A 1,713-nucleotide genomic window follows, 5' to 3' on the forward strand; every position below is an offset into this window, starting at 1 on the left:
TGCTTTTCACCAAAGTGGGTAAAGGCCCAGACGCCTGCGCCCAGCACGATGACGATCAGGCCAATTGCCAGTTCCAGCGCCCAATCGCTGAGGCCGGAAGAAGATGAGTCGGTCTTTGCAACGGCCATCAAGGCCCTCCGTGTGAATGACCTTGAAACCATACTATGCGCGACAGAAGTCGCTCCATGCCCCATCCGGTGTGGTGAGACAAACGTCACGCTGTTGGTGCCATCGAACCCCAAGGGCGGCGTGCGTTTGATCGATGACGCCAGTCAGTCCAGCATCCAGGCGGGCTGATCATCCGGTGTTTGCATGACGTCGATTTGCTGGCGCAAAAGGTCAAGCTGTTGTTGCCAGTAGGTGCCAGATTCAAACCAGGGGAAGGCTGCAGGGAAGGCCGGGTCATGCCAACGGCGAGCCAGCCAGGCGCTGTGGTGGATGATGCGCAGGGTGCGCAAGGGTTCGATCAACTTGAGTTCGCGCCAGTCGAACTCGGCCATTGATTCGTAGCCGTCCAGCAGGGCGTTGAGTTGGCTTTGGCGATCTCTGGCGTCACCACTGAGCATCATCCAGAGATCCTGGATGGCAGGGCCCATGCACGCGTCATCGAGGTCCACGAAGTGGGGGCCGTCTGGTGTCCACAGGATGTTGCCCGGGTGGCAGTCGCCGTGCAGGCGACGCAGGCGCAGACCGTCAACGCGATCGAAGGCTTGTTGGCACAGATCAAGCGCCTGATCTGCCGCAGCCAGCCAGTTGGCACGTTGTTCGATGGGCAGGCTGTGTTCGCTGTCGGCCAGCCACTGGCGTGCTTGCCGCCCGGTTTGTTCAACCCCCATGCTCAGCCGATGCGTAAAGGGCCGTTGCGCGCCGACAAGGTGCAGTCTGGCCAGAAAACGGCCCAGCCAGGTGAGCACTTCGGGGTCTTCCAGTTCCGGCGAGCGACCGCCACGACGTGGGCTGACGGCCACGCGATGGCCTTTGAAGTGACCCAGTGTGGGCGGCAGGCCTGACACGCTGGCGCCAGCTTGCATCGCTTGCAGCGTGATGGGCGGCACGGCGGGCACCTCAGCCGCTACCAACTCCTGGCTGAAGGCGTGCTCTTCCAGAATCTGCGCATCGCTCCAGCGACCGGGGCGATAGAACTTGGCGACCACGAATTCACCGCTGTCCAGTCCGATCTGGAAGACGCGGTTTTCGTAGGAGTTCAACTGCAGCAGCCGTCCGTCCACGCGCTGCCCCAGCGCTTCAAGTGCATCGAGAACCAGGTCGGGCGTGAGATCGGCGTAAGGGGTATCGGCGTGCATGCGCCATCTTACCGATCAGAGCTGGGTTTGCTGGCGACCCCAGAGCACAAGCTGATCGTTGATGAGGTGCATGATCAGGCCGCTGCCCGCCAGTTGAATGGCCAGTTGGCCGGCTGACAAGGAGATGTCCACGCCATTGTCAGAAGGAACAAGCGTCAAGGCCAGTATGGCGCCAGCAAAGGGCAGGCAGGCGGCCAGTGAGCCTGCCGTCAGCGCGCGCCAGTTGAGGTGGTGACGACGACCGAAAGCGCGCAGGACCCCCAAGCGCCATGCGGCCACGAAGAAGTTCGTGACCAGCACAAAGGACAGGACCATGACACCGATGAGGGGGGCAAATGCATTCATAGTGGCGCCAGAGGATACTGACTTCACTTGAGTTCGCAAAGGGTTAACCCGCAACCGAGGGGGA

General features: G+C 61.6%; 2 protein-coding genes. Both read right to left on the minus strand.

The window, feature by feature from the left end; translation table 11 throughout:
• Positions 1 to 272: 272 nt before the first annotated feature.
• Positions 273 to 1,304: a serine/threonine protein kinase gene (locus tag EPO09_RS00910; RefSeq protein ID WP_290639264.1), complete on the minus strand. Its 1,032-nt coding sequence runs from the start codon at positions 1,302 to 1,304 to the stop codon at positions 273 to 275.
• A 15-nt stretch (positions 1,305 to 1,319) separates the two neighbouring features.
• Entirely contained in the window at positions 1,320 to 1,649 is a 330-nt protein-coding gene (locus tag EPO09_RS00915) for a hypothetical protein (protein ID WP_290639266.1), read from the minus strand.
• Between the last annotated feature and the right edge of the window lie 64 nt (positions 1,650 to 1,713).

This window comes from Aquabacterium sp. (assembly GCF_004297345.1).
Lineage (GTDB): Bacteria > Pseudomonadota > Gammaproteobacteria > Burkholderiales > Burkholderiaceae_C > Aquabacterium.

Coding starts and splice junctions, on each gene's coding strand:
- EPO09_RS00915 (WP_290639266.1), bottom strand. CDS start 1,649: ATGAATGCATTTGCCCCCCTCATCGGTGTCATGGTCCTGTCCTTTGTG.
- EPO09_RS00910 (WP_290639264.1), bottom strand. CDS start 1,304: ATGCACGCCGATACCCCTTACGCCGATCTCACGCCCGACCTGGTTCTC.